This window comes from Dactylosporangium sp. NPDC048998 (assembly GCF_043197855.1).
Taxonomy (GTDB): Bacteria; Actinomycetota; Actinomycetes; order Mycobacteriales; family Micromonosporaceae; genus Dactylosporangium.
Genome location: NZ_JBICTV010000008.1, coordinates 216,312 through 241,476, shown reverse-complemented (window position 1 = coordinate 241,476; position 25,165 = coordinate 216,312). Strand labels below are relative to the sequence as shown.

At 73.2% G+C, this 25,165-nt stretch carries 23 protein-coding genes; 15 read left to right on the top strand and 8 right to left on the bottom strand.

All coding sequences use genetic code 11. The features are described from left to right. Position 1 precedes the first annotated feature (1 nt). The 5 genes from ACGFI8_RS21315 to ACGFI8_RS21295 all read right to left on the bottom strand — a co-directional run bounded on the left by ACGFI8_RS21315 (position 2) and on the right by ACGFI8_RS21295 (position 9,392). Positions 2 to 5,422: an AAA family ATPase gene (locus ACGFI8_RS21315; RefSeq protein ID WP_392807363.1), complete on the bottom strand. Its 5,421-nt coding sequence runs from the start codon at positions 5,420 to 5,422 to the stop codon at positions 2 to 4. 119 nt (positions 5,423 to 5,541) lie between these two features. Continuing rightward, positions 5,542 to 6,540, bottom strand: a complete 999-nt coding sequence (locus ACGFI8_RS21310; RefSeq protein WP_392807214.1) for an acyl-CoA dehydrogenase family protein — start codon at positions 6,538 to 6,540, stop codon at positions 5,542 to 5,544. An 11-nt stretch (positions 6,541 to 6,551) separates the two neighbouring features. Then, positions 6,552 to 7,691, bottom strand: coding sequence for an acyl-CoA dehydrogenase family protein (locus ACGFI8_RS21305; protein ID WP_392807212.1), 1,140 nt, complete (start codon positions 7,689 to 7,691; stop codon positions 6,552 to 6,554). Then, positions 7,681 to 8,541: an SDR family oxidoreductase gene (locus ACGFI8_RS21300; RefSeq protein WP_392807210.1), complete on the bottom strand. Its 861-nt coding sequence runs from the start codon at positions 8,539 to 8,541 to the stop codon at positions 7,681 to 7,683. The genes ACGFI8_RS21305 and ACGFI8_RS21300 overlap by 11 nt, the downstream gene beginning before the upstream one ends. After that, positions 8,538 to 9,392, bottom strand: coding sequence for an LLM class F420-dependent oxidoreductase (locus tag ACGFI8_RS21295; RefSeq protein ID WP_392807208.1), 855 nt, complete (start codon positions 9,390 to 9,392; stop codon positions 8,538 to 8,540). The genes ACGFI8_RS21300 and ACGFI8_RS21295 overlap by 4 nt, the downstream gene beginning before the upstream one ends. Before the next feature lie 42 nt (positions 9,393 to 9,434). Between ACGFI8_RS21295 and ACGFI8_RS21290 the strand changes: the two genes are divergently transcribed. Together ACGFI8_RS21290 and ACGFI8_RS21285 are read left to right on the top strand one after the other, a co-directional pair. Next, positions 9,435 to 10,202, top strand: coding sequence for an SDR family NAD(P)-dependent oxidoreductase (locus tag ACGFI8_RS21290; protein ID WP_392807206.1), 768 nt, complete (start codon positions 9,435 to 9,437; stop codon positions 10,200 to 10,202). A 1,402-nt stretch (positions 10,203 to 11,604) separates the two neighbouring features. Beyond that, positions 11,605 to 11,877 carry a hypothetical protein gene (locus tag ACGFI8_RS21285; RefSeq protein ID WP_392807204.1) on the top strand — a complete coding sequence of 91 codons (273 nt, stop codon included), beginning with the start codon at positions 11,605 to 11,607 and terminating at the stop codon, positions 11,875 to 11,877. 43 nt (positions 11,878 to 11,920) lie between these two features. Here the strand turns inward: ACGFI8_RS21285 and ACGFI8_RS21280 are convergent, their stop codons facing one another. Further along, positions 11,921 to 12,724, bottom strand: a complete 804-nt coding sequence (locus ACGFI8_RS21280) for an SDR family oxidoreductase (protein ID WP_392807202.1) — start codon at positions 12,722 to 12,724, stop codon at positions 11,921 to 11,923. Continuing rightward, on the bottom strand, positions 12,699 to 13,850 hold the full coding sequence (locus ACGFI8_RS21275; RefSeq protein ID WP_392807200.1) for an acetyl-CoA C-acetyltransferase: 1,152 nt from the start codon (positions 13,848 to 13,850) through the stop codon (positions 12,699 to 12,701). The genes ACGFI8_RS21280 and ACGFI8_RS21275 overlap by 26 nt, the downstream gene beginning before the upstream one ends. Before the next feature lie 129 nt (positions 13,851 to 13,979). Here ACGFI8_RS21275 and ACGFI8_RS21270 point away from each other — a divergent pair, with 129 nt between their 5' ends. The 5 genes from ACGFI8_RS21270 to ACGFI8_RS21250 are packed head-to-tail and all read left to right on the top strand — an operon-like array spanning position 13,980 to position 18,882. Next, positions 13,980 to 15,485: a FadD3 family acyl-CoA ligase gene (locus tag ACGFI8_RS21270; RefSeq protein ID WP_392807198.1), complete on the top strand. Its 1,506-nt coding sequence runs from the start codon at positions 13,980 to 13,982 to the stop codon at positions 15,483 to 15,485. Next, on the top strand, positions 15,482 to 16,174 hold the full coding sequence (locus ACGFI8_RS21265; RefSeq protein ID WP_392807196.1) for an SDR family NAD(P)-dependent oxidoreductase: 693 nt from the start codon (positions 15,482 to 15,484) through the stop codon (positions 16,172 to 16,174). Before ACGFI8_RS21270 ends, ACGFI8_RS21265 begins: the two co-directional genes overlap by 4 nt. Positions 16,175 to 16,179: 5 nt before the next feature. Then, positions 16,180 to 17,388 (top strand): acetyl-CoA C-acetyltransferase, encoded by a 1,209-nt coding sequence (locus tag ACGFI8_RS21260; RefSeq protein WP_392807195.1) that lies wholly within the window; start codon positions 16,180 to 16,182, stop codon positions 17,386 to 17,388. A gap of 29 nt (positions 17,389 to 17,417) precedes the next feature. Then, entirely contained in the window at positions 17,418 to 18,278 is an 861-nt protein-coding gene (locus ACGFI8_RS21255; protein ID WP_392807193.1) for an SDR family NAD(P)-dependent oxidoreductase, read from the top strand. 31 nt (positions 18,279 to 18,309) lie between these two features. Continuing rightward, positions 18,310 to 18,882, top strand: coding sequence for an SMI1/KNR4 family protein (locus ACGFI8_RS21250; RefSeq protein ID WP_392807192.1), 573 nt, complete (start codon positions 18,310 to 18,312; stop codon positions 18,880 to 18,882). On the opposite strand, the gene ACGFI8_RS21245 is transcribed toward ACGFI8_RS21250, so the two are convergent. Continuing rightward, the gene (locus ACGFI8_RS21245; RefSeq protein WP_392807190.1) at positions 18,824 to 19,411 is read right to left on the bottom strand and encodes a TetR/AcrR family transcriptional regulator; all 588 of its coding nucleotides are present in this window, start codon (positions 19,409 to 19,411) and stop codon (positions 18,824 to 18,826) included. The two genes, ACGFI8_RS21250 and ACGFI8_RS21245, sit on opposite strands and share 59 nt — an antisense overlap. A gap of 153 nt (positions 19,412 to 19,564) precedes the next feature. On the opposite strand from ACGFI8_RS21245, the gene ACGFI8_RS21240 reads away from it, so the two are divergent. From ACGFI8_RS21240 to ACGFI8_RS21205, 8 genes are read left to right on the top strand one after another with little or no spacing between them, the layout of a single operon-like run. Beyond that, positions 19,565 to 20,422: a CoA transferase subunit A gene (locus ACGFI8_RS21240; RefSeq protein WP_392807188.1), complete on the top strand. Its 858-nt coding sequence runs from the start codon at positions 19,565 to 19,567 to the stop codon at positions 20,420 to 20,422. Beyond that, entirely contained in the window at positions 20,419 to 21,171 is a 753-nt protein-coding gene (locus ACGFI8_RS21235) for a CoA-transferase subunit beta (protein WP_392807187.1), read from the top strand. Before ACGFI8_RS21240 ends, ACGFI8_RS21235 begins: the two co-directional genes overlap by 4 nt. Beyond that, positions 21,168 to 22,220 (top strand): NAD(P)H-dependent flavin oxidoreductase, encoded by a 1,053-nt coding sequence (locus tag ACGFI8_RS21230; RefSeq protein WP_392807186.1) that lies wholly within the window; start codon positions 21,168 to 21,170, stop codon positions 22,218 to 22,220. The genes ACGFI8_RS21235 and ACGFI8_RS21230 overlap by 4 nt, the downstream gene beginning before the upstream one ends. Beyond that, positions 22,220 to 22,852: a gamma carbonic anhydrase family protein gene (locus ACGFI8_RS21225; RefSeq protein ID WP_392807184.1), complete on the top strand. Its 633-nt coding sequence runs from the start codon at positions 22,220 to 22,222 to the stop codon at positions 22,850 to 22,852. Before ACGFI8_RS21230 ends, ACGFI8_RS21225 begins: the two co-directional genes overlap by 1 nt. A 4-nt stretch (positions 22,853 to 22,856) precedes the next feature. Then, positions 22,857 to 23,609: an SDR family oxidoreductase gene (locus ACGFI8_RS21220; protein WP_392807183.1), complete on the top strand. Its 753-nt coding sequence runs from the start codon at positions 22,857 to 22,859 to the stop codon at positions 23,607 to 23,609. Between the two features lie 8 nt (positions 23,610 to 23,617). Continuing rightward, positions 23,618 to 24,043 (top strand): MaoC family dehydratase N-terminal domain-containing protein, encoded by a 426-nt coding sequence (locus ACGFI8_RS21215; RefSeq protein WP_392807181.1) that lies wholly within the window; start codon positions 23,618 to 23,620, stop codon positions 24,041 to 24,043. Continuing rightward, on the top strand, positions 24,040 to 24,429 hold the full coding sequence (locus ACGFI8_RS21210; RefSeq protein WP_392807179.1) for a MaoC/PaaZ C-terminal domain-containing protein: 390 nt from the start codon (positions 24,040 to 24,042) through the stop codon (positions 24,427 to 24,429). Before ACGFI8_RS21215 ends, ACGFI8_RS21210 begins: the two co-directional genes overlap by 4 nt. Next, positions 24,426 to 25,160 (top strand): enoyl-CoA hydratase family protein, encoded by a 735-nt coding sequence (locus ACGFI8_RS21205; RefSeq protein ID WP_392807177.1) that lies wholly within the window; start codon positions 24,426 to 24,428, stop codon positions 25,158 to 25,160. The genes ACGFI8_RS21210 and ACGFI8_RS21205 overlap by 4 nt, the downstream gene beginning before the upstream one ends. The last annotated feature ends 5 nt before the right edge of the window (positions 25,161 to 25,165 follow it).

Below are 25,165 nucleotides of genomic sequence, written 5' to 3'. Positions count from 1 at the left end.
CCTATGGGCTCACCGACCGTGCGGAGGACGTCATTGGGAGCTCTGCCTGCAGGGTGGTCCCGGTCCCGGCCCCGCGGGGGCTGCGGAGCAGGATTCGGCCGCCGAGTGCCTCCGCGCGGTCCTTGAGGCCGACGAGGCCGGTGCCGCGGGTGAAGTCGGCGCCTCCGACGCCGTCGTCGGTGACGGCGACGCGGAGGAGGGCCTGCGCGGTGTCGGTTTCGACGGTGACGGCGACGGTCGAGGCGTGTGCGTGTTTGGCCGCGTTGGTCAACGCCTCGGCGACGATGTAGTACGCACTGACCTCGATGTGCTCGGGCAACCGTGTCTGCGTACGCAGGTGGAGGTCGACCGGGACGGGCGAGCGGCGGGCGAGGGAGCGCAGCGCCGGGCCGAGGCCGCCCTCGTTCAGGATGGCGGGGTGGATGCCGCGTGAGATCTCGCGCAGTTCGTCCAGGGCGCCCGTTGCGCCGGCGACGGCACGGTCGAGCTGTGCGCGGAGCGCGTCGAGTTCGGGTGGCGTGTCCGCCTGGGCCGTGCGCAGCTGGAGTGCGAGGGAAACCAGCCGCTGTTGGGCGCCGTCGTGCAGGTCTCGTTCGAAACGGCGGCGGGTCTGGTCGGCGGCGGCGACGATCCGTGCGCGCGATGCGGTGAGTTCGGCTCGGCTTTCGGCGTTGGCGATGGCGGTGGCGACGAGTTCGGTGAAGTCGGCCAGGCGCTGTTCGGTGTCCTGGGGGAGCCGTTCGCGTCGCGATCCGACGCCGATGGCGCCCCAGACTCGGCCCTCGACCACGATCGGGCTGGCGACCGCTGAGCGGAGTCCGGTGGCGATGTCGTTGCGCACGTCGCGGCGGGCCGCGCGGCCGGTGGCCTGGACCGAGGCCATGGCCGAGTGGGGGTCGGGTTTGCTGCGCGAGCCCGGTTGGGAGCGTTGGAGTCCGTGGCCGCCCAGTATCGTCATGTCGCCGTCTGGCTCGAATCGTGCGATCGCGGTGCTGTCGGCGCCGAAGAGCGCGCCGACCTCGTCGGCCACGGCGGCGAAGACGAGCTCGGGTCCGACCCCGCGGGCGACCAGGGTCGCTACTCGTCGTAGGGCCGTCTGCTCGTCGGCGATGCGGCGGAACTCGGCGTACAGTTGGGCATTGTCGAGAGAGACGGCGAGCTGGCCGGCGATGAGTTTGACGCCGTCGAGCCGTTCGGTGGTGAAGGCACCGCGGATGAGGCGGTTCTCCAGCAGCAGCACCGCTCGCAGCGTGCGGCGGCTGAGGATGGGCACGACCAGCAGCGAGCAGCAGGTCACATCGGAGAAATAGGGGTCGCGGGCGAAGCGGTCGTCACGGGTGGCATCGGCCACGACGAGCGGCACGTGCATGCGGCGGGCGTATCGCAGCACGGACATCGGTAGCACGGATTCATGCCCGGTGCCGAGTTCCGTGCTGACCGGGATGACGCGGCCGTCGCCGCCGGGTGCGGGCAGCAGCCAGGCTTGCCGGTCGTCGCTCCACAACGGCAGGTGTACGTCGGTGGCGCCGGTCATCGCGCGGAGCACGTGGGCTACCCGCGAGTGCAGTCCTTCGATGTTGGTTTCTGAGCTCAGTGCCTGTGACGCGGACAGGATGCCGAGCAGGTCGATCGTTCCGGTCGTGACGGTGGAGCGCCCACGGGAACGATCGCGGCTCTGGTCGGCTTCTGGTCGCAGGGTGGGGTAGGCCCAGTCGAGTTGGTCGACTTTCGCGGTCGCCCCCCATGCGAGGTACTCCTGGCGGGCCTCGGCGAGTAGGTCGTAGCCGGCCTGTTCGAGGCCGTGGGCGAGGTAGAAGCGGGCCGCGTGTTCGGTGATCAGGGCCCGGTGCCATGGCCGGTGGTGCTGGGCCGCCTCGCGCCGGGCGGCGTCGAAGGCGAGGGCGGCGGCGTGGAAGTCGCCGACCGCCCACGCCCGCTCCGCCTCGAGCAGCCGCAGCAGGTGCTGGAAGTTCTCCGGTGCGTCCGTGGCGCGTGCGGCCAGCCAACGCGTCACCTCGTCCAGTTCGGACAGCAGACTGCCACGCTCGCCATCGTGGCTGGTTCGGGCCTGCCCGGCGAGGGCCAGCCCGCGCAGCAGGCGTGCCAGGGCGGTCGCGTAGACGCCCTGGTCAATAGCTGGTAGCAGCATCGCCGCCGCGGTGTGCCGTGCCAGGCCGGCCAGATCATCGAGGATGGCGGCGGCGATCGCACTGGTGATCTGCACCTGGAGCAGCGACTGCGGGCTGTCGGCGTACCGGTCGAAGGGGGCTGCCTCACCGGCCGAGGCGGGGTCTTCGCCGCGCAGCACGCCGGCCAGCCACCGGTACGCTTCGAGCCACTGAACGGTCTGTTCACTGCCGGTACGGTGCACGAAGGCCAGCCCGGCCGCCAGCTGGGTGACATAGTCGTCCAGCGATGGTGTGCATTCCAGCAGGCCCGCCGCGGTCTGGTAGTACGTGTAGCCGGCGTTGGCCATATCACCACCGGCGATCAACCCTTCGCGGGCCTGCTGAGCTGCTTGGACACTGCTTTCGACCGGTTCGAACCAGGAGCACAGCAACGAGTACAGGAAACGCGTGTGCGAGGTGCTGGGCTCGTATCCGCGGGCTTCGCCCAGCGCCAGGAACCGCCGCAGCGTCCGGTACGCGGCAGCGTAGTTGCTGTGCACCGTCATCGCGGCGAAGCTGAGTTGGCTCACCGCGCCGAGCAGGATACGGGCGGGGCCGTGTTCGATCCAGATCCGCAGCGCTTCCAGGCCCAGCCAGCTGGCCGTGGTGTGATCGGCGCCAACGTAGGTCGTCGGCAGGAGGGCGTTGATCAGACGGGCCGCGGCGAGCAGCTTCGGCTCGGTGATCTCCGGCCGAGCCAGCTCGTCGGCGTCGTCGGTATGCTCCAGCCACTGGTACAGAGCATTGAGCCGGTGGCCGAGCTCCAGCTGGAGCCGTTCCGCGGCCGGCATGGCGATGCCCAGTTCACGCAGCGACTTCAGACCGAGCTCGATCGCCTCCGCGAAGCGGTTTCGGTGGGTGAGACTGCGCGCCTGTACCGCCGTGGCGTCTGCACGGTCGAAGGCGGTGGCGCACAGGCCCTCGATCGTGCGGTACTCCTCGTCCGCTTCGTCCAGGCATCCCATGCTGAACAGCGCGGCGTGGCGGCCGGTGTGCACCTCGACCAGCGTGGCGGTCTCATCCGGGTCGATCAGCAGCGCGGCGGCCAGCAGCAGCGCGTCAACCTGCGCGTAGTCGCCGATCAACGTCGCCTGGTCGGCGGCGCGCCGCAGCAGCCCCACCACTTGACGCCGTTCCGCGGGGTCGTCGACCGCGTCGACCACCGGCAGGTACTGCCCCGCCGCGACCGCGAACAACCCCGGCACCCCAGCCAGCCGCCGCGCCATCGCCAACCGCAGGGTCCGTAGCCGCTGCGGGCCCAGCCCGCGCAGGACCGCCTCGCGGATCCGGTCGTGGTGGAACCGCACCGCCGGACGCACCCCGGGCTCCACCACGAGCATGCCGTCGTCGAAGGCGGGGGCCAGCCGCTGTTCCACCACACTCGCCGACTCGGCGGTGGCGGTCTGCAACACGCCCAGCTCGACCCGCCCGCCGAGACCCGCCATCGCCTCCACCATCTGCCGGGACGCCGGCGGTATGGCGTCGACCCGCGCCGCCAGCAGCCCCGCGACGTCGGACTGCCCCAGGCGGGCGCGCACAGCCGCCGCGTCCCATCGCCACCCGGCGGCCGTGGCGGTCAACACGCCGTCGTGTCGCAGCGCGTTGAGCAGCTGCACGATCTCGTACGGATTGCCGGACGTGTACGGGTTGATCACGTCGGCCAAGCCATCCGCCCCGGCCGGCTCCACGTGCAACATCTCGGCAACCATGGCGGCAGTGCCGGATACCGGCAGATTGGCCAGGTGTACGTGCCGGACTCCGGGCTGTTGACGCCACCGGGACAGCGGCGCCGCCAGTGGCCGCGCCGCGTCCACGTCGCCCTCCCGGTACGCACCCACCAGCAACAGACCGTCGATGGGCTCCTCGCTCAGCACGAGGTCGACGACGCCGAGCGGCGTGCGCCCCGCCCACTGCAGGTCATCGACGAACATCACCACCGGCCGTTCCCGCGAAACGACCGCGCGCAACACCTCGACGGCCGCTCGCTGTGCCCGAACCTGTGCGGTCAGCGGATCCCCCTCATCGGGCGGCACCGCCAGCAGGGCCGCGAACTCCGGCAGCACCGCAGCCGTGTGACCCGCGTTCGCGCCGAGCGCCTCCAGGATCCGTTCGCGAAACTCGCCGAGCTCGTCCTCCGGCTCGGCCAGCAACAGCCGACCCAACGCGCGAAACGCCAGATGGACCGCGTCGAACTCCAGATCGCGCCGGTACTGGTCGAACTTGCCCGCCACGAACCAACCATCACGACCCGTCACCACCGGCCGCAGCTCGTCGACCAGCGCCGTCTTGCCCACCCCCGGCGCCCCGCTGACCAGCACCCCGCGACACCGGCCCGCCAGCGCGTCCGCAAACGCCTGCGACAGTGCTGCCACCTCGTCGTCGCGGCCCACCAGCCGTGACGGGGGCAGCAGCCGCAGCGGAACATCCCGCTCGCCGACCCGAAACGCAACCGCACCGGGACGCGCGCCGGCATCCCGCACCCGCTCCAAGTCGTACACCGCGCCGTCGGCGGTCTGGTACCGGTTGTCCGGCTCCTTCTCCAGCAGATGCATGATGATCTCTGACAGCGGTGCCGGTATAGCGCGGTTCACCTGCGCCGGCGGTACCGGTACCCGGGCCAAGTGATCATGCGTGAGTCGCAGCGGGTCCCCGGAACCGAACGGCGGCGCACCCGTCGCCAGCTCGTACAACGTCGCGCCCAGCGCGTACAGGTCCGCACGCTGATCCACCGACAGGCCGGTCCGCCCGGTCTGCTCCGGCGCCAGATACGCCAGCGTCCCCACGATCTCGGTGTGATGCGTGAACTCGGGACGAATCTCGGCCAACGACGTCGCCAACGCAAAATCCACCAAGCACGGCGCACCGTCGCCGGAGACCACGACGTTGGCCGGCGTGATGTCCCGATGCAGCACACCCCGCCGGTGCATCCCCGCCACCGCCCGGGCCAACCCCACCGCAAGCCCGATCAGATCCCCGACCGCCAGCGGCTTCGCCAACCCGGCCATGCTCACCCCACCGGCGTCCTCCAGGACGACCGACTGCGGGTACCCCGCCCCCTCCACCAACTGCGCGACCCCCACAACGCCGCGCAGCCGCTCCAGCATCGCCAACTCGTGCCGCACCCGCCGCTGCGCATCCGATCCCAACGGCTCCTTGCGGATGACCGTGCGCCCTCCGGCAGCCAGCCGAGTGACACGCGTGTGTTCGCTCTGGTGCACGACCTCGTCCCGAACTGGCGGATCCCGGCCCGGCATCGTTCCGCCCGTTCCCATTCGACACCTCCACGCGCACCTCATACCGTGCTTACCCTATTTGCGGCACGGGCGGCCATCGGTGGTGGAAAGTCCTATCTCGGGGTCACCGTGGAGCGTCCTCAGGCGAAGGCCCGGGCCAGCAGGCGGCGGCGCAGGGCGGCCGGGTCGCCGGTGAGCAGGTGGTTGGCGGTGGCCCGCTTGAGGTACCGGTGCGCCGGATGCTCCCACGTGAAGCCGATGCCGCCGAGGAGCTGGATCGCCTCGCGCGTGACCGTGTAGGCGGCCTCGGTGGCGGCCAGCTTCGCCAGCGGGGCGGCGAGCGCGAACTCCGGCGTGCCGGCGACCTGCAGCGCGTGGCGGGCGGTGGACGTGGCCTGCTCCAGCAGCACGTACAGGTCGGCGACGCGGTGGCGCAGCGCCTGGAACGTGGCCAGGGGCACGCCGAACTGGTGGCGGGTGCGCAGGTGCTCGACCGTGGCGCGCAGCGAGGCCCGGGCGACGCCGACCGAGTCGGCGGCCAGGGCGGCGTGCAGCACGTCGAGGGCGTGCGGCGCGCCGCCGCGGGCGACGAGGCGGGCCGGGGAGCCGGTCAGGATCACGGTGGCCTGGCCGCGGGTCGTGTCCAGGGTCGGCGTCGGCCGCACGACCAGGGTGTCGGTGACGTAAAGGTCGCCGCCGGCCTCGACGACGAACACGTCGGCGAGATCGCCGTCCAGCACGTGCTCGACGCGGCCGTCCAGGACGTGGCCGTCGCCGGTGGGCACCGTTTCCACGGTGCCGCCGAGGGCGAGGGCGCCGACCGTGGTGCCGGCGGCCAGCGCCGGCAGGAGCTCGGCGGCGGCCGGCAGCGCCGGGTCCAGCGACAGGGCGGTCGCGGTGATGGACAGCAGCGGCGCGGACAGCAGCGTGGCGCCGGCCTCCTCCAGTGCGATGCCGGCCTCGACCGCGGTCGCGCCGAAGCCGCCGTGCTCCTCGGGGACGGCCAGGGCGGTGAGGCCGAGCTCGCCGGTCAGCCGGGCCCAGCTGTACCCGGGGGAGGCCAGGAACTCGCGGACCGAGTCGCGCAGGGCGACCTGCTCGGGGTCGAACTCGCCGGCGAACGCGGTACCGAACTCCACTGTGGACACTCCTAGCGTCGGGCGCGGCCGAGGAGCGACTCGGCGATGATGTTGCGCTGGATCTCGTTGGAGCCGCCGTAGATGGTGTCGGCGCGGGTGAACAGGAACAGCCGCTGCGCGTCGGTCAGCTCGTAGGGCGCGTCGCGCAGCAGGGTCGCGGCCGGGCCGTCGACCTCCATCGCCAGCTCGCCGAGGGCCTGGTGCCAGTTCGCCCACAGCAGCTTCGCGACCGATGCCGCGGCCGGGTCCGGGTCGGTGGCCGACAGCGTGCGCAGCGCGTGGTGGCGCAGCCCCTGCAGGCCGGCCCAGGCGGTGACGATCCGGTCCGCGATGAGCGGGTCGGCGAAGGTGCCATTGGCCCGGGCCCGGTCCACGATGGACTCCAGCTCCCGGGCGAAGCCGAGCTGCTGGCCCAGCGTCGCCACGCCGCGCTCGAAGGCGAGGGTGCTCGTCGCCACCCGCCAGCCGTCGCCGGGCGCCCCGACGACGTTGCCCGCCGCGGTGACGGCGCCGTCGAAGAAGACCTCGTTGAACTCCGAGGTGCCGGTCAGCTGCACGATCGGCCGGACCTGCACGCCGGGCTGGTCCATGGGCACGAGCAGGTACGACAGCCCGGCCTTGCGCACCCCCTCGCCGGTGCGGGCGAGCACGAAGCACCAGTCGGCGATGTGCGCCAGCGACGTCCACACCTTCTGCCCGGTGACCCGCCACTCGCCCCCGTCGAGGACCGCCCGGGTCTGCACGCCGGCCAGGTCGGAGCCGGCGTCCGGTTCGGAGTACCCCTGGCACCACAGCTCCTCGGCGCGCGCGATCGGCGGCAGGAACCGGGCCTTCTGCTCCTCGGTGCCGTGCGCGATGAGCGTGGGCGCGAGCAGGTACTCGCCGACGTGGCTGAGCCGGCCGGGGCCGCCGGCGCGGGCGTACTCCTCGAAGAAGACGACCTGCTCGGCGATGCTCGCGCCGCGGCCGTACGGTCGCGGCCAGCCCAGGCCGATCCAGCCACCGGCGCCGAGCTCGCGTTCCCAGCGGGCGCGCAGCTCGAGGTGCTCATGCTCGCGGCCGGGCCCACCGGTGCCGGCAAGGGCGGCGAACTCGCCGGTGAGATGCTCGGCGAGCCAGCGCCGTACCTCGTCGCGAAAGTCAGCTGCCATAGACGGCCGCCGGTTGCGGTGCGCGGGCGAGCAGGTCGCGGATCACGGGGCCCAGCTCGGCCGGGTCCCAGCGGCGTGCGGCGTCGGCGGCGGGGCCGTGCTGCCAGCCGTCGGCGACGCTCACGCTGCCGCCGGAGACCTCGAACACGCGGCCGGTGACGAAGCCCGCCTCCGCGGAGGCGAGCCACACGACAAGGGGCGAGACGTTCTCCGGCGCCATCGCGTCGAAGCCCTGCTCGGGCGCGCGCATCGTGTCGGCGAAGACCTCCTCGGTCATCGCGGTGCGGGCGCTGGGTGCGATCGCATTGACGGTGACGCCGTAGCGGGCCAGCTCGACGGCGGCGACCTGGGTCAGCGCGGCGACGGCGGCCTTGGCGGCGCTGTAGTTGACCTGCCCGACGCTGCCGAGCAGCCCGGCGCCGGACGTGGTGTTGACGACCCGGGCGGCAACGGGGGTGCCGGCCTTGGCGAGGGCCTTCCAATGCGCGGCCGCGTGTCGCAGCGGCGCGAAGTGCCCCTTGAGGTTCACCCGCACCACGTCGTCCCACTCGGCCTCGGTGACGTTGGTGAGCATCCGGTCGCGGGCCAGGCCGGCATTGTTGACGAGCGCGTCCAGCCGGCCGGTCGCCGCGACCGCCCGCTCGACGAGGGCGGCGGCGAAGTCCCAGTCGGCGATGTCGCCGGGCGCGGCGAGCGCCTTCCCGCCGGCGGCGGCGCACTCGGCGGCGACCGCGTCGAGACGGTCGGCGTCGAGGTCGTTGAGGACCACGTGGTGCCCGGTCGCGGCGAACGCCAGGGCGTGCGCCCGGCCGAGCCCCTGCCCGGCACCGGTGATGACGACCGTTCTCATACCCCAAGGACCTCCCGCTGGTATCGACGTACCTTGTCCCGCACCCCGACCGGATCGTTCGGGTCGGCCCGGATGACCACCCGCGCGACGCCGAGCGAGCGCAGGGTCTCCAGCTCGCCGCGGTTGCCCGGGGCGCGCATCGTGACCTCGACGTCGTCCGGGTCGCGGCCGACGGCGCGGCACTCGTCGCGCAGCGCGGCGCGCAGCTCGGCGAAGGCGTCGCCCCGCACCCCGAGCGGGTACCAGCCGGCGCCGAAGCGGGCGGCGCGGCGTACCGCCGCCCGGCTGTGCCCGCCCACGACGATCGGGACCGTGCCACGGACCGGGCGGGGGCGGCTGTGCACCGGGCCGAACGACACGAACCGGCCCTCGTACCGCGCCGGCGCGCCCGTCCACAGCGCGTGCATCGCCTCGAGGTACTCGTCGGCGCGGGCGCCGCGCTCGGCGAAGGGCACCCCGAGCGCGTCGTACTCCTCGCGCAGCCAGCCGACGCCGATGCCGGCCAGCAGCCGCCCGCCGCTGAGCACGTCGACCGTGGCGAGGCGCTTGGCCAGGTCCACCGGGTTGTGCTCGGGCAAGATGAGCATCGCTGTGCCCAGGCGCAGCGTCGTGGTGTGCGCGGCGGCGAAGGTCAGCCAGTGCAGCGGATCCGGGATGTCGTCGTGCGGGCCGAGGCTCATCCGGCCGCTCGGGTCGTACGGGTACGAACTGTCGTACTCGTCCGGCACGACCACGTGCTCGACGGCCCAGACCGACTCGCAGCCGAGATCTTCCAGCAGCCGCACGAACCGCGCGATCGTGGCGGGGTCGGCGCCGCCGTTGCTCGGCATGACCCCGAGTTTCAGCTCCACAGCGGGTACTCTACCAAACGCTTGCTTGGTAACGTACCCGCCATGCAGCAGGATTTCGCCGACCGCGACGGCGTCGCGGTGGTCACCGGCGCCACCGGCGGGATCGGCGCCGCCGTCGCCGCGATGCTCGCCGAGCGCGGCAGCGCCGTGGTGCTCGCCTACCGCTCCGACGCCGCCGCCGCGGAGGCACTCGCGCAGCGGCTGCCCCGCGCGAGCGCGGTCCAAGCCGTCCAGGCCATCCAAGCCGACCTGACCGACCCCGCCGCCTGCGCCGAGCTGATCGCGCGGGCCGGGCGGGTGCACACGCTCGTGCACGCGGCCGGCCCCCACGTGCCGATGGTGCACCTGAGCCGGGTCGAGCCGGAGCGCTTCGCCGAACAGGTCGCCCAGGACGTGCTCGCCTGCTTCAACGTGGTGCGCGCGGCCCTGCCGGCGCTGCGGGCCGCGCGCGGCAGCCTGGTCGCGGTGACGACCGCGGCGACCCGGCGGTTCCCGGTCCGCGACGGGCTTTCCGCGGTACCGAAGGGCGCCGTCGAGGCGCTCGTGCGCGGCATCGCCGCGGAGGAGGGCCGCTACGGCGTGCGCGCCAACTGCGTCGGCCCGGGGATGCTCACCGACGGCATGGCGACCCGGCTCATCGCCTCCGGCGACCTGGACGAGCGCGCGCTGGCGGTGGCCCGCTCCAACATCCCGCTGCGCGCCTTCGGCACCGCCGCCGACGTGGCCGAGGCGGTGTGCTTCCTGGCCAGCGACCGGGCCCGGTTCGTCACCGGCCAGAAGCTCGACGTCGACGGCGGTTACTCGGTCTGATCCGAGCAGGCGCCCAGCTTCTTCTTCCCCGCGCCCCCGCGCGCGGCGATGGCCTGCCCTTGAAACCCGCCTTCCCCGGCGACGCGCAAGTCCAGCGCGCGCGTACGGGTGGTACGGCAGCCCGTGGCACCGTGCACGCCGAGTTGATGTGTTCCCAGTGCGCGCGGGGATGTCCGGCGCCCTGGCCTCGTTTCAGGCCGGCTGCGTTTCAGGCCGGCTGCCCGAATGGACGACGGCGACCGTGGGTGCCTCTTCGTCCCCCCGTACTCCTCACATAGACCACGCCCGCGCCATGTGACAGCAATCAGTAATCAACCTATTGCACGGAATGGCTCGGGCGAGCCGATCGCGGCATGATTATGCGCCATTTGCGTCATCGGCAGCCGTCGGGGCTACGATTTCGGGTCGGTTGCGGGATAATCGGTATATGCGGCAGCTACAATTGTTTACCAGGTCTGAATTGGCTGCCATGCGGGACCGGACCAAGTCACCTCGCTATTCTCCAGCAATCGAGGAATTCCGTCGGGAACACGCTCGGCATCGGGCCTGGGGCCTGGCCAGACGGCACGCCGAGAAACTCCGCCGAGCACGCGCCGCCGCCGCGCAGACCAGCCCCGCCGCCGACGGCGACGACCGGAACAGTTCGGTGAACGAACCGCCATCGCCATCGCCATCGCCATCGCCATCGCCATCGCCATCGCCATCGCCACCGGACGTGGCGCGGGAGCGGGCTGGGTACGTCGCGGGCGATGCCGGTCCGGGCGACCGCGCCGCGGTCCTGCACCCGACACACGCCGCCGAGCAACCCGGTTCCACCCCGGAGCGTAGGCCCACGCCCACCACCCCACCGGCACCAGCACGCCGGCCCGACGGCGCGGCACCGCGAAGAAATGCCGACCGAAATCCGCGCCCGTCGGCATATGACAGCCGTCCCCGAAACATGGCACGCGCGAAACCGGTCAAGCCCTATCCCGACGGACCACCGGCCCGACGTTTCCGAAACCTCAACAAGGACGCCGGACGAGACACGCGCGCGTTCAGCAAGCGGGTCCGTGCACCTGATCTCGGCGTGCTTCGTTGACATCGCCGTCATGACTCCGGCCGTGCTCGGGCACGCGGGCGTGGTGCGCCGCTGCCGGGACCGCGCCGGCGCCTGTCACTCGCTGGGCCCGGCTACGATCGGCCGCATCTCGCCTACGTTGACGCCCTTTGCTGAGCACGCCTGGTTCGCCCACGGCACGAATACCGTGGCTGTCTCGTCCGGCGGATACACGCGGAAACCGGCCGCCTGCACGGTATGACAGTTCGACCCGGAAAGTTCGGGCTTCGCGTGCCGTATCCGCTCGATTCCCCAAGTGTCTCGAGGTGCGGCCGAGCCGACCTGACCGGCTCCGCGTCGGGCATGACCTCGCCGCGGGAAGTCGACGCGCGGGCCCTCCTCGCCCGCCATCTGCCCGAGGCCGTCGACGAGCGCGGCCTGCCGGTGGCACATTCGGCCCGGGTGGTCGAGTACGACATCCCCGACCGGGCCGGCAACGGTACCGGGGAACTGGGGGTCGTGCCGCTGACCACGGTCTGTGATCCGGGTGTGGCCCGTGCTGACGAACTCGCCGAGGGCCCCGCGTGCGCGGGGAGCCGCCCACCTACGGCAACGCCGGCGGCGCGCTGGCCGTGACCGGCCGCGATACCCGGATCGCGCGCGTCGGAGCGCTGCTGGGTCACGGACCGGCGCTGCTGGTCTGAGGGCCGGCCTGCGGGCGGGACGTGTCGGAGTACCGCGGCAGCTGCCCGCCGCCGTCGACGACCAGCGACGCGCCGGTCAGGTACGCGGCCAGGGGCGAGGCCAGCAGCAGCACGGCGTCGGCGATGTCCTCGGGCGTGGCCAGGCGGCCCAGCGGTACCGTGGCGGCGACCGCGGCCACGGCGGCCTCGTCGCCGTAGTGCGCCGCGTTGTCCTCGGTGCGCACCGGGCCGGCCGTCACCGTGTTGACCCGCACCTTCGGCGCCCACTCCAGGGCGAGGGCCCGGGTGAGCACCTCCAGGCCGCCCTTCGCCGCCGCGTAGGCCGCGGTGCCGGGCGCCGGGCGCAGCGCGGAGACGCTGCCGATGTTGACGATGAGCCCGCCCCCGGGCTGGTCCTGCATGACGGCGTTGGCGGCCTGGGCGACGAAGAACGGCGCGAGCAGGTTGAGCCGCACGACCGCGGTGACGAGGTTGGGCGACGCCGTCGCGGCCGGCGCGGGCGGGGAGCCGCCGGCGTTGTTGACGACGAGGTCGAGCCGCCCGAACGCCGCCACCGCCGCCCGCACGAGCCCGGCGGCCTCCTCCGGATCGCGCACGTCGGCGCGCTGGAACGTCACCCCGGCGGGCAGGTCGCCGGGGTCGCGGCGGCCGCAGACCAGCACGCGGTACCCGGCGCCGGCCAGGCGCGCGGCGATGGCCCGCCCGATGCCCCGGGTCCCGCCGGTCACCAGGGCACCATTCCGGCGCTGTGGCTCAGAGTCGTTCGATGATGGTGACATTGGCCGTTCCCCCGCCCTCGCACATGGTCTGCAGCCCGAAGCGCCCGCCGCTCGCCTCCAGCTCGTGCAGCAGCGTCGTCATGAGCCGGGCCCCGGTCGCGCCGAGCGGGTGGCCCAGCGCCACGGCCCCGCCGTTGACGTTGACCCGCGCCGGGTCCGCGCCGGTCTCGGCCAGCCAGGACAGCACCACCGGTACGAACGCCTCGTTGATCTCGACGAGGTCGATCTCGCCGATCGTCAGCCCGGACCGCGCCAGGGCGCGGGCGGTGGCCGGGATCGGTCCGGTGAGCATGAAGACCGGGTCGTCGGCGAGCACCGACAGGTGGTGGACGCGGGCCCGGGGGCGCAGGCCGTGCTCGCGCACCGCGCGGGGCGAGGCGACCAGCAGCGCTGCGGCGCCGTCGGAGATCTGGCTGGCCAGCGCCGCGGTGACGATCCCGTCGGGGGTGAGCGTCGGCAGGCCGGCCATCTTCTCCAGGGTGGTGTCGCGGCGGGGACCCTCGTCGCGGGCGACCCCGGCGATCGGCTCGATCTCCCGCTCGAAGCGCCCGGCGTCGATCGCCGCGGCCGCGCGGCGGTGGCTCTCCAGCGCGTAGCGCTCCATCTCCTCGCGGGTCAGCGACCACTTGCGGGCGATGAGCTCGGCCGCGCGGAACTGGCTGATCTCCTGCTCGCCGTAGCGGGTCAGCCAGCCGGCCGAGCCGCGGAACGGGTCGTCGAAGCCGTACTGCCGCCCGGCCAGCATCGCCGCGGAGATGGGGATCGCGCTCATGTTCTGCACGCCGCCGGCCACGACCAGGTCCGCCGTGCCCGACATGACCGCCTGCGCGGCGAAGTGCACCGCCTGCTGCGAGGAGCCGCACTGCCGGTCCACGGTGACCCCCGGGACGTGCTCGGGCAGGCCGGCGGCGAGCCAGCTGGTGCGCGCGATGTTGCCGGCCTGCGGCCCGAGCGCGTCGACGCAGCCGAAGATCACGTCGTCGACCGCGGCCGGGTCGATGCCGGCCCGTTGCACCAGCGCGCCGAGCACGTGCGCGCCGAGGTCGGCCGGGTGGATGCCGGCCAGCCCGCCGCCGCGCCGGCCGACCGGGGTGCGGACCGCCTCGACCAGGTATGCCTCCGTCATGCCACTGCCTCCGCTTCGCTCCGGCAGCGGCACGAGGTGGAATTCCCGATGAGCGGCCACTCCGCTCCGCTCCGTACCGCTCATGCTCAGACCTTACCAAGCGAGCGCTTGGTTGGTAAGGTGCCATCCATGGAACCGTTGGACGCCCGCACCATCCCCGATCTGGTACGGGCCGGCGCCGCGCACTACCGCACCCGCGAGGCGATCGTCGACGGCGAGGTGCGGCTGAGCTACGCCGAACTCGGCACGCAGGTGGCGCGCTTCGGCGAGGCCGTCGCCGCGCGGGGCGTGGCCAAGGGCGACCGCGTCGCGCTGTGGGCGCCCAACGGCTGGCGGTGGATCGTCGCCGCCCTCGGCATCGTCTCAGCCGGCGGCGTGCTCGTGCCGCTGAACACGCGGTTCAAGGGCCCCGAGGCCGCCTACATTCTTGCCCGCAGCGGCGCCCGGCTGCTGCTCGTCGACGACGGGTTCCTCGGCAACCGCTACATCGAGTCGCTGACCGAGGCCGCCGCCGAGACCCCGCTGCCCGGGCTGGCCGAGACCGTGCCGCTCGCCGACTGGGACGCCTTCACCGCCGTCGGCCGGCCGGTCGACGCCGCGGTCCACCCCGACGACCTCTCGGACCTGTTCTTCACCAGCGGTACCACGGGCAACCCCAAGGGCGCGATGCTCACCCACCGGCAGAGCACCGAGCTGTACGTCGCCTGGAGCCAGCTCGCCGGCCTGCGCGAGGGGGACCGGTACCTGCTGGTCAACCCGTGCTTCAACACCTTCGGCTACAAGGCCGGCGTGATCGCCTGCCTGCTGCGCGGCGCCACCATCGTGCCGCAGGCCGTGTTCGACGTCCCCACCAGCCTCGAGCTCGTGCAGCGCGAGCGGATCACCGTGCTGCCCGGCCCGCCGACGCTGTACACCTCGATGCTCGACCACCCCGGGCGCGCCGGCTACGACCTGTCGAGTCTGCGGGTCGCGGTCACCGGCGCGACGACCGTGCCGGTGGTGATGATCGAGCGGCTGCGCTCCGAGCTCGCGCTGCAGACCGTGCTCACCGCCTACGGGCTCACCGAGTCGTGCGGTACCGCCACCATGTGCCGGCCCGACGACGACCCGGTCACGGTCGCCACGACCTGCGGCGCCGCGGTGCCCGGCGTCGAGGTCCGGGTGGACGACGCGACCGGCGAGGTCCTGGTCCGTGGCTACAACGTGATGCGGGGGTACTTCGACGACCCGCTCGCCACCGCCGACGCGATCGACGCCGACGGGTGGCTGCACACCGGCGACGTCGGCGTGCTCGACGAGCGGGGCTACCTGCGCATCACCGACCGGCTCAAGGACATGTTCATCGTCGGCGGGTTCAACGCCTACCCGGCCGAGATCGAGCAGGTCATCGCCCGGCACCCGGCCGTGGCCGAGGTCGCCGTCGTCGGCGTGCCCGACGAGCGGCTCGGCGAGGTCGCCCGCGCGTTCGTGGTGACCCGCCCCGGGCCGCCGCCCGACCCCGACGAGCTGGCGTCGTACTGCCGCAGTCGGCTGGCCAACTACAAGCAGCCCCGGTCGTTCGTGTTCGTGCCGTCCCTGCCGCGCAACGCCAGCGGCAAGGTGCTCAAGACCAAGCTTCGGGCAGGTGCGCGATGAGCCTCGGATTCTCACCCGGCGACACCGTCCTCGTCACCGGCGGCGCCAGCGGCATCGGGGCGGCGACCGCCGCGCTCGCCGCCGGGGCCGGGCTGCGCGTGGTCGTCTGGGACCTCGCGCCCGCGATAGTCCAGCGGCCCGGCGGGGCCGTCGTGGACGTGCGCGACCCGGATGCCGTCGCGGCCGCGCTGGCCGCCGCCGGGCCGGTGCGCTACCTCGTCAACAACGCCGGCCCGGCCAGCGGCGGCCCGCCGCTGCCGTTCACCGACGGCCTGGCGTTCACCGCCGGCAGCGTCGAGCTGGTCACCTCGGCGTGGCTGGCCACCGGGCCGCCCGACGGCGCGGCCGTGGTCAACGTCGCCTCCGTCGCCGGCAACCTCGTCGGCACCGACTCGCCGTGGTACTCGGCCGGCAAGGCCGCGATCGCTGGGTACACCCGCCATCTGGCCACCCGGGTGGCGCCGCGGGTGCGCGCCAACGCCGTCGCCCCCGGCTTCATCGACACCCCGCGCATGGCCGGCTTCGCCGACACCCCGCTCGGCCGCTCGCTCATCGAGCGCAACCCGATGCGCCGCGCCGGACGCCCCGAGGACGTCGCCGCGGCCGTGCTGTTCCTGCTGTCCCCGGCCGCCGCCTACGTCAACGGCGTGCTGCTACCCGTCGACGGCGGCTGGACCGTCTCGCAGTGAAAGGGGTGTCCCGCTTGGACGCCGTGATCGTCTCCGCCGTGCGCTCGCCGATCGGCCGGGCCTACAAGGGTTCCCTCACCGGCGTGCGCGCCGACGACCTCGCCGCGCAGATCGTCGGCAAGGCCCTCGCCCGGGTGCCCGCCCTCGACCCCACCACCCTCGACGACGTCGTCATGGGCTGTGCGCAGCCGGCCGGCGAGCAGGGGTACAACCTGGGCCGCCAGGTCGCGATGCACCTCGGCCTCGACATGGTGCCCGGCACCACCGTCCAGCGCTACTGCGCCTCCTCGCTGCAGGCGATCCGGATGGCCTTCCACGCCATCCGGGCGGGGGAGGGGCACGCGTTCGTCGCCGCCGGCGCCGAGGTCGTCTCGCACTACCCGGCCGGCAAGGCCGACGGCATGCCCGGCACCCGCAACCCGCGCTGGCCCGAGCGCGGGTCCACGCTGCCACCGATGCCATGGCGCGACCCGCGGGAGACCGGGGAGCTGCCCGACGTGTACATCGCCATGGGCGAGACCGCCGAGAACGTCGCCTCACTGTGCGGGATCACCCGCCGCGAGCAGGACGAGTTCGCGGTGCGCAGCCAGAACAACGCGGAGAAGGCGCAGGCCGACGGCTTCTGGGACCTCGACATCACCCCGGTCACCCTGCCCGACGGCACCGTGCTGAGCCGCGACGACGGCCCCCGCCCCGGCGTGACGCTGGAGAAGGTCGCCGCCCTGCAGCCGGTCTTCCGCCCCGACGGTACCGTCACCGCCGGCAACTGCTGCCCGCTCAACGACGGCGCCGCGGCCGTCGTGGTGATGAGCGCCGCCCGCGCCCGGGAGCTGGGCCTGACGCCGCTGGCGCGGATCGTGGCCACCGGCGTGTCCGCGCTGAGCCCCGAGATCATGGGCCTCGGCCCGGTGGAGGCGAGCCGGCGGGCCCTGGCGCACGCCGGCATGTCGATCGGCGACGTCGACCTCATCGAGATCAACGAGGCGTTCGCGGCGCAGGTGATCCCGTCGGTCCGGCAGCTCGGCGCCGACCCGGAGCGGGTCAACGTGCACGGCGGCGCGATCGCCGTCGGGCACCCGTTCGGCATGACCGGCGCGCGCATCGCCACGACGCTGCTCAACGGCCTCGTCCACCGCGACGCGCAGATCGGCCTGGAGACCATGTGCACCGCCGGCGGCCAGGGCATGGCCATGATCGTGGAGCGCTTGTCATGACCGGTCCGGAGCGAAGCGTAGGTGACGGTATGACCGGGCACCTGGACGGCAAGGCGGTGGTGGTCACCGGCGCCGGCCGCGGGCTCGGCGCCGCCTACGCCCGGCTCGCCGCGGCCGAGGGCGCGGCGGTGGTGGTCAACGACGTCGACGCCGGCCTCGCCGGCGCGGTCGTCGCGGAGATCCGCGCCGCCGGCGGCCGGGCCGAGGCCGCCGTGGGCTCGGTGGCCACCTGGGAGGGCGCCGGCGCGATCATCGGCGCCTGCGTGGACGCGTTCGGCGCCGTCGACGGCCTCGTGAACAACGCCGGCATCTTCCGCCTCGCGGACCCCACCGAGCAGGACCCGGCCGACTTCCGCACGATCCTGGAGGTCAACGTGCTGGGTACCGCGTACTGCGGCCTGCACGCCATCCGCGCGATGCTGCCCCGCGGCACCGGCTCGATCGTGAACGTGACCTCCGGCTCGCACGCGGGCTCGGCCGCGATGGGCGCCTACGGGGCGAGCAAGGGCGCGGTGGCCTCGCTGACCTACTGCTGGGCCGCCGACCTGGCGGGCACCGGCGTGCGCGTCAACGCGGTCTCCCCGAACGCGCACACCCGGATGGCGGACGCCTACGAGGCGTACCTGGGCGACGCCGCCCGGGGCCAGAACGTCCACAAGCCGCCGGCCCAGAACGCCCCGGCGGTCGTCTTCCTGCTCTCCGACGCCGCGGCCGCCCTGCACGGCCAGGTGGTCCGCATCGACGGCGACGAGCTGTCGATGATCGCCCACCCCACCGTTCAGGGCAACGGCGTCCACGACCCGTCCTGGACCGTCGCCGCGGTGGCCGCCGCCTTCGCCGCCGGCGAGGTCGGCCCGCTCAGCCCGGTCGGCCTCCACCGCGCCGCTTGACCGAAACATCGGGCTGGTACGGTCCGCAGCCATGCATGCCGAGCCGCTCGACCGCCTGCTGGCCGCCTACCCGCCGCTGCGCCCGGCGCCTGAGCGCGACTGGGCGGCGTTCGAGGAGCGCTTCGGCCGCCCGCTGCCGGCCGACTACAAGGCGTTCGTCGACGCGTACGGGCACGCGCGGTTCGGCGAGTTCCTCACCGTGTACGTGCCGGACGGCGTGTCGGAGTTCGTGGAGTTGGACACCCAGCGCGCGTTCGCCGGGCTGAAGGCCGAGTACCTGCTGGAGACCGAGGGCGAGCTGCTCGGCACGCCGGCCCTGCCGGTGGACCCGCGGGAGCTGCTGCCCGTCGCGGGCACCGCCAACGGCAACTCGGTCTATTGGCACGCCCCGCCCGGCACGGCGCCGGACGCGTGGACGATCGCCGTGGACCAGGCGCGCGGCGACACCTGGTTCCTGTTCGACGGCGGCATCGTGGCCTTCCTGGTCGCCGTGTTCGTCGACGGGCTGCGCGTGACAACCTTCCCGGACGGCCTCGACGCGAGCGTCAGCGGCGGGACAGGCCGTCCAGGAACAGCGACGTGCAGTCCTCCGCCAGCCGGGTGATCGGGTAGGCCGCCGTCGGCTTGAACCAGCGCACCGACAGCCACACGGCGTCACGCATCAGCCGGTACAGGATCTTGGGGTCCAGGTCGTCGCGGATCACGCCCTGGGCGATGCCGGCCTCGATAACCTCCAGCCAGGTGGCCTGGACCTCCTTGCCGGCGTTGCGCAGGTATCCGAACCGCTCGATCTGTATCAGGTAGTTGACGTCGTTCTGGTAGATCTCGGTGGCATGCGGGTGTGCCTCGACCACTTCGAGCGACGCCACGATGAGGTCGTGCAGCCGGGTCCGCGGGTCGGTGTCCGCGGCCATCACCCGCTTGTACCGCGTGCGCAGGTCGTCCAGGTACGAGGTGACGATCTCGTCGACCATCGCCTCCTTGGACTCGAAGTGGTGGTACAGGCTGCCGGAGAGGATGCCGACCTCGTCGGCGATCTCGCGCACCGTGGTCGCCGCCACGCCCTTGTTGGCGAACAGCGCCGCCGCGCTGGCGAGAATCCGCTCGCGTCGGTCCCCAGATTCCCGCGCCATTCCGTGTCCTTTGCAGAGAAGAAGATGTATCCCGCCGACCCAAGCACGGAGTGTACCGACCCGGTGAGAAACCGAGTGTAGCGTAATCAAGCAAGCGCTTGGTACGGTCGTGGGGCAAGTCAGCCTGCGGGAGTAAGGCGGCCGAACAGAGCAATGGCGAATAAACAGATGTCCCCAGACGAGGTCGTGGCCCGGCTACGCTCCGGCATGACCATCGGGATCGGCGGGTGGGGGTCGCGGCGCAAGCCCATGGCCCTGGTCCGGGCGATCCTGCGCTCCGACCTCACCGACCTGACCGTCGTCAGCTACGGCGGACCCGATGTCGGCCTGCTGCTGGCCGCGAAGAAGATCCGGCACCTGGTGTACGGATTCGTGTCCCTCGACACGATCCCGCTCGAGCCGCACTTCCGTGCGGCCCGGCAGGCGGGCGCGGTCGAGGTTTCCGAGTACGACGAGGGCATGCTGCGCTGGGGGCTGTACGCGGCCGCCTGCCGGCTGCCGTTCCTGCCCAGCCGGGCCGGGCTCGGCTCCGACGTGCTACGGATCAACCCGGCGCTGCGGACCGTCGCCTCGCCCTACGGCGACGAGGAGCTCCTGGCGGTGCCGGCGATCCACCTCGACGCGGCGCTGGTGCACCTCAACCGCGCCGACGTGTACGGCAACGCGCAGTACCTCGGCCCCGACCCGTACTTCGACGACCTGTTCTGCACCGCAGCCGAGCAGGCGTACGTCTCGGTCGAGCGGATCGTGCCCACCGCCGAACTGACCCGGGAGGCGCCGGTGCAGTCCCTGCTGCTGCAGCGGTGGATGGTGCACGGCGTGGTGGAGGCCCCCGGCGGCGCGCACTTCACCTCGTGCGAGCCGGACTACGGCCGCGACGAGGCGTTCCAGCGCGAATACGCGACGGCGGCCGCCGACCCGCAGCTGTGGTCGGCCTTCTACGACCGCTATCTCAACGGCGACGAGGACGCCTACCGCGCCGCCGTGCAGCACCGGGAGGTGGCCGCATGACAACCGCGAACCGCGCCGAGGTGTGCGTCGTCGCCTGCGCCGAGGCATGGCGCGGCGACGGCGAGATCCTGGCCAGCCCGATCGGTGTCGTGCCGCTCATCGCGGCCCGGCTGGCCCGCGCCACGTTCGAGCCCGAGTTGCTGCTGTCCGACGGCGAGGCGATGCTGGCCCAGGGCACGTGGGCGATCGGCGCGCCGCCGCCGGTGATCGAGGGCTGGATCCCGTTCCGTGCGGTGTTCGACCTGATCTACGGCGGGCGCCGGCACGTCATGATGGGCCCGAGCCAGATCGACCGCTACGGCAACACGAACATCTCCGCCATCGGCGACTTCGCCCGCCCGACCCGGCAGCTGCTCGGCGTGCGCGGCGCGCCCGGCAACACCGTCAACCACCCGACGAGCTACTGGGTGCCGCGCCACGGCCGGCGCTCGTTCGTGGCGGCCGTCGACATCGTCTGCGGCGTCGGCTACGACCGGGCGGCGGCGCTGCCCGAGGCCGGTCGCTTCCACGAGGTGCGGCGGGTGGTGAGCAACCTCGGCGTGTTCGACTTCGCCACCGCGGACCACAGTATGCGGCTGGTGTCGGTCCACCCGGGCGTGACGGTCGCCGAGGTGCTGGACGCCACGGATTTCGAGCTGGTCGTACCCGCCGAGGTGCCCGAGACCCGCGAGCCCACCGAGGACGAGCTGACCCTGATCCGCGAGGTGATCGACCCCAACGACGTGCGCGCACGGGAGGTGGCGGGTTGAGCCCCGAGGCCCTGCGCACGCCGATCTGCGAGCTGTTCGGGGTCCGGTACCCGATCGTGCAGACCGGCATGGGCTGGGTCTCCGACGCCCGGCTCACCGCCGCCACCGCGAACGCGGGCGGGCTGGGCGTCCTCGCCAGCGCCACGCTGTCCTACGACGAGCTGGCCACCGCGATCGCCGACGTGCGGGCGCGTACCGACCGGCCGTTCGGGGTCAACCTGCGCGCCGACGCGCCGGACGCCGCCCGCCGGGCCGACCTGCTCATCCGCGAGGGGGTGCGGGTCGCCTCGTTCGCGCTCGCGCCCAAGCCCGAGCTCATCGACAGGCTGAAGTCCGCCGGGGTGGTCGTGGTGCCCTCCGTCGGCGCCCGCCGGCACGCCGAGAAGGTCGCCGCCTGGGGCGCGGACGCCGTGGTCGTGCAGGGCGGCGAGGGCGGCGGGCACACCGGCCCGGTGCCCACGTCGCTGCTGCTGCCGCAGGTCGTCGACGCGGTGGACATCCCGGTCGTCGCCGCCGGCGGCTTCTACGACGGCCGCGGCCTGGTCGCCGCGCTCGCCTACGGCGCGGCCGGGATCGCCATGGGCACCCGGTTCCTGCTCACCACCGACAGCCCGATCGCCGAGGACGTCAAGCGGCGCTACCTCGCCGCCTCCGTCACCGGCACGGTCGTCACCGACGCGCTCGACGGCGTGCCCCAGCGGGTGCTGCGCACGCCGTTCGTCGACGCCCTGGCCGGGCGGGCGTCCGGGCGGCGGCTGGCGAACGCGATCGGCAACGCCCGGGCGTTTCGCAGGCTGTCCGGCCGGTCGTGGCTGTCGCTGCTGCGCGAGGGGCGCGCGATGCGCGGTCACGGGCTGCGCTACGACCAGGTGCTGCTCGCGGCGAACACGCCGATGCTCATCCGCGCCGCGATGGTCGAGGGCCGCGCGGACGCCGGGGTGATGGCCAGCGGCCAGGTGGCCGGGCTCATCGACGACCTGCCCAGCTGCGCCGAGCTGATCGAGCGGATCATGGCCGAGGCCGCCGCCGTGCTGAAACGGCTCGCCTGATGCCCGCGTACTCCATCGAGGGCGTCATCCCGGTCGTGCACCCCACCGCCTACGTGCACCCCACCGCCGTGCTCATCGGCGACGTCCACGTCGGCGCGGGCTGCTACGTCGGGCCGCTGGCGAGCCTGCGCGGCGACTTCGGCCGCATCGTCATGCTGGAGGGGTCCAACCTGCAGGACTCCTGCGTCTTCCACACCTTCCCGGGCACGACCGCGGTGCTCGGCCGCGCCGGCCACGTCGGGCACGGCGCGGTCCTGCACGGCTGCCGCATCGGCGCGGGCGTGCTCGTCGGCATGAACGCCGTCGTTATGGACGACGCGGAGATCGGCGACGAGGCGTTCGTCGGCGCGCACGCGTTCGTGAAGGCCGGGTTCGTGGTGCCGCCGCGCACCCTCGCCGCCGGGTCGCCGGCCCGCGTGGTGCGCGAGCTGACCGCGCAGGAGATCGCGTGGAAGGCCAACGGCACCCGGGTGTACCGGGAGCTGGCCGTGCGCAGCCGGGAGACGCTGCGCGAGGTCGCGCCGCTGGCCGAGGCCGAGGCGGACCGCCCGGAGCTGTCCACCTCGGCGGCGACGGCGGTGCCGCTCGGCGTCGCCCGTTCTGGTCAACCAAACAAGCGCTTGGTAGAGTGACGCCATGGTGAGCAAGACCCCCGGCCACGGCCTGCTCGCGGGCCGCACGGTGCTCGTGACCGCCGCCGCCGGCACCGGCATCGGGTTCGCGACGGCGGAGCGGTGCGTCGAAGAGGGCGCGACCGTCGCGATCAGCGACCGGCACGAGCGGCGCCTGGCCGAGGCCGCCGAGCGCCTGGGCGTGCTCGCGGTGCCGTGCGACGTCACCGACGAGGCCCAGGTGCAGCGCCTGTTCGACACCGTGACCGACCGGCTCGGCGGCCTCGACGTGCTGGTCAACAACGCCGGGCTCGGCGGCACCGCCAGCATCGTCGACATGACCGACGAGCAGTGGGGCTCGGTGCTCGACGTGACGCTCACCGGCACCTTCCGCTGCACCCGGGCGGCGCTGCGGCACATGATGCCCCGCGGCCGGGGAGTGGTGGTCAACAACGCCTCGGTCATCGGCTGGCGGGCTCAGGAGGGGCAGGCGCACTACGCCGCGGCCAAGGCCGGGGTCATGGCGCTCACCCGCGTCTCCGCCGTCGAGGCGGCCAAGGCCGGGGTGCGGGTCAACGCCGTGGCGCCCAGCCTGGCGATGCACCCCCACCTCGCCAAGGTCACCACCGAGGAGCTGCTCGGCGAGCTCGCCCGGCGCGAGGCGTTCGGCCGGCCCGCCGAGCCGTGGGAGGTGGCCAACGTGATCGTCTTCCTGGCCAGCGACTACAGCTCGTACATGACCGGCGAGGTCGTCTCCGTCAGCAGCCAGCACCCCTGAGGAATCCCATGGTTGACGACAGTGCCGCCGGCGTGGCCGGCGAACCGTTCACCCTCGACGTCGAGCGCGGCAAGATCCGCGAGTTCGCGCGGGCCACCCGCTCGGCGAACCCGGCTTACCTGGAGGCGGAGGATCCCGTGGTACCGCCGACATTCCTCACCACCGCGTTCTTCTGGCAGTCCGGGGCGAGCGACCCGTGGGAGGCCGTGGCCATGGACCAGCACAAGGGGCTGCACGCCGAGCAGGAGTACGTCTTCCACGGCCCGCCGCCGCGCGCCGGCACTCGGCTGACCGGGCGGTCCCGCATCGAGTCGGTGACCCGCAAGGAGGGCCGCTCCGGCCCGCTCGCGTTCGCCGTCATGGTGACCGAGTTCCACGACGAGACCGGCCGGCTCGTCGCCACCGCCCGGCTGACCGGGGTGGAGACCGGATGAGTGCGCTGGTTGTCGGCCCGCTGACCCGCACCGACCTGGTCCGCTACCAGGGCGCCTCGGGCGACTTCAACCCGATCCACCACGACGAGGGTTTCGCCCGCGAGGCCGGGCTGCCCGCGCCGCTGTCGCTGGGCATGCTGCAGGCCGGGTTCCTGGCCACCTGGGCCACCGACCGGTTCGGCGCCGAGAACGTGCGCGCCTTCCGGGTCCGCTTCGCCGCCCGGGTCTTCCCCGGCGACACCGTCACCTGCGACGGCGCGGTCACCGCCCGGCGCACCGGCGCGGACGGCGAGGCGCTGCTCGACATCGACATGACCTGCACGAAACAGGACGGGACCGTCGCCGTGTACGGCTGGGCGACCTTCGCGACAGATGAGGACGAATGATCGAGTCCACCTTGGACGACCGCGGCGTCGCCGAGATCGTCATGAACAACCCGCCGGTGAACGCGCTGCCCGTCAAGGGCTGGTTCGACCTCGCCGCGGCGCTGCACGACGCCGGCACCGACCCGGCGGTGCGGGCCGTCGTCCTGCGCGCCGAGGGCCGCGGCTTCAACGCCGGCGTCGACATCAAGGAGCTGCAGGCCGCCCGCGACTTCGGCGCACTCGTCGGGGTCAACCGGGGCTGCGCCGCCGCCTTCGCCGCCGTCTACGACTGCCCGGTGCCGGTGATCGCCGCCGTGCACGGCTTCTGCCTCGGCGGCGGCATCGGCCTGTGCGGCAACGCCGACATCATCGTCGCCGCCGACGACGCCACGTTCGGGCTGCCGGAGGTCGACCGGGGCGCGCTCGGCGCGGCCACCCACCTGTCCCGGCTGGTGCCGCAGCACAAGATGCGCGCCATGATGTACACCTCCGCCACCGCGACCGCCGCCGAGCTGCACGCGTTCGGCTCTGTGCTGCGCGTGGTGGCCCGCGACGACCTGCGGGCGGCCGCCCTCGAGGTCGCGCACGACATCGCCGGCAAGGACCCGGCCGTCATCCGCGCCGCCAAGGAGTCGCTGAACGGCATCGACCCCTGGGATCCGAAGCGCAGCTACCGGTACGAGCAGGGCTTCACCTTCGAGATCAACCTCACCGGCGTCGCCGACCGCGTCCGGGACGAGTTCGGCCGGTGATGCTC

What these genes read in the sequence shown, in the direction of transcription:
- ACGFI8_RS21315 (WP_392807363.1), bottom strand. Translation starts at nt 5,422, where the DNA reads ATGCCGGGCCGGGATCCGCCAGTTCGGGACGAGGTCGTGCACCAGAGC.
- ACGFI8_RS21305 (WP_392807212.1), bottom strand. Translation starts at nt 7,691, where the DNA reads ATGGCAGCTGACTTTCGCGACGAGGTACGGCGCTGGCTCGCCGAGCAT.
- ACGFI8_RS21300 (WP_392807210.1), bottom strand. Translation starts at nt 8,541, where the DNA reads ATGAGAACGGTCGTCATCACCGGTGCCGGGCAGGGGCTCGGCCGGGCG.
- ACGFI8_RS21290 (WP_392807206.1), top strand. Translation starts at nt 9,435, where the DNA reads ATGCAGCAGGATTTCGCCGACCGCGACGGCGTCGCGGTGGTCACCGGC.
- ACGFI8_RS21285 (WP_392807204.1), top strand. Translation starts at nt 11,605, where the DNA reads ATGACCTCGCCGCGGGAAGTCGACGCGCGGGCCCTCCTCGCCCGCCAT.
- ACGFI8_RS21280 (WP_392807202.1), bottom strand. Translation starts at nt 12,724, where the DNA reads ATGTCACCATCATCGAACGACTCTGAGCCACAGCGCCGGAATGGTGCC.
- ACGFI8_RS21275 (WP_392807200.1), bottom strand. Translation starts at nt 13,850, where the DNA reads ATGACGGAGGCATACCTGGTCGAGGCGGTCCGCACCCCGGTCGGCCGG.
- ACGFI8_RS21270 (WP_392807198.1), top strand. Translation starts at nt 13,980, where the DNA reads ATGGAACCGTTGGACGCCCGCACCATCCCCGATCTGGTACGGGCCGGC.
- ACGFI8_RS21265 (WP_392807196.1), top strand. Translation starts at nt 15,482, where the DNA reads ATGAGCCTCGGATTCTCACCCGGCGACACCGTCCTCGTCACCGGCGGC.
- ACGFI8_RS21255 (WP_392807193.1), top strand. Translation starts at nt 17,418, where the DNA reads ATGACCGGGCACCTGGACGGCAAGGCGGTGGTGGTCACCGGCGCCGGC.
- ACGFI8_RS21250 (WP_392807192.1), top strand. Translation starts at nt 18,310, where the DNA reads ATGCATGCCGAGCCGCTCGACCGCCTGCTGGCCGCCTACCCGCCGCTG.
- ACGFI8_RS21245 (WP_392807190.1), bottom strand. Translation starts at nt 19,411, where the DNA reads ATGGCGCGGGAATCTGGGGACCGACGCGAGCGGATTCTCGCCAGCGCG.
- ACGFI8_RS21240 (WP_392807188.1), top strand. Translation starts at nt 19,565, where the DNA reads ATGGCGAATAAACAGATGTCCCCAGACGAGGTCGTGGCCCGGCTACGC.
- ACGFI8_RS21235 (WP_392807187.1), top strand. Translation starts at nt 20,419, where the DNA reads ATGACAACCGCGAACCGCGCCGAGGTGTGCGTCGTCGCCTGCGCCGAG.
- ACGFI8_RS21225 (WP_392807184.1), top strand. Translation starts at nt 22,220, where the DNA reads ATGCCCGCGTACTCCATCGAGGGCGTCATCCCGGTCGTGCACCCCACC.
- ACGFI8_RS21220 (WP_392807183.1), top strand. Translation starts at nt 22,857, where the DNA reads ATGGTGAGCAAGACCCCCGGCCACGGCCTGCTCGCGGGCCGCACGGTG.
- ACGFI8_RS21215 (WP_392807181.1), top strand. Translation starts at nt 23,618, where the DNA reads ATGGTTGACGACAGTGCCGCCGGCGTGGCCGGCGAACCGTTCACCCTC.
- ACGFI8_RS21210 (WP_392807179.1), top strand. Translation starts at nt 24,040, where the DNA reads ATGAGTGCGCTGGTTGTCGGCCCGCTGACCCGCACCGACCTGGTCCGC.
- ACGFI8_RS21205 (WP_392807177.1), top strand. Translation starts at nt 24,426, where the DNA reads ATGATCGAGTCCACCTTGGACGACCGCGGCGTCGCCGAGATCGTCATG.